Here is a 376-nt window from a genome sequence, read left to right on the forward strand (position 1 = left end):
GCGACATCCACTTGGGTGATCGACAGGTTCTTCGCGTTGGCCACGGCCCACTGGGCCACCGCCCACCCTTGGGCGCCGGAGATCCCGAGGTGGACCGAGCGGCCCTGGACTGTCGCCTGCTGGGTGCCGAACGCCGTCGTGATGCCTTCGACGACGGCGCTTGGGTCACCAGCTGCGTCCGGCATACGAAGCACGCAGTTCAGTGCGGATTCCGAGTGGCCGGTCAGGGCGGAGGCAAATGCCCGGGCCATGTCCTCGTGCTGTGAGTAGGCCTGGGGAAACGCGGAGCGTTGGACGGCTTGTGCGGCCTGGGTGATATCCATGGTTTGGTATCCGGGCACCTTCACCAAACGATCGAAGAAAGCGTTGGTGGCAT

The 376-nt window shown here is 64.9% G+C and carries 1 protein-coding gene; it reads right to left on the reverse strand.

Going from position 1 to position 376, the window contains the following annotated elements:
* On the reverse strand, nucleotides 1-376 hold a 376-nt coding region (locus SB847_RS20600; protein WP_486304279.1), incomplete at both ends, for a hypothetical protein.

It is taken from the genome of Bacillus sp. SIMBA_026 (assembly GCF_046535335.1).
GTDB classification, from domain to species: domain Bacteria; phylum Bacillota; class Bacilli; order Bacillales; family Bacillaceae; genus Bacillus; species Bacillus velezensis.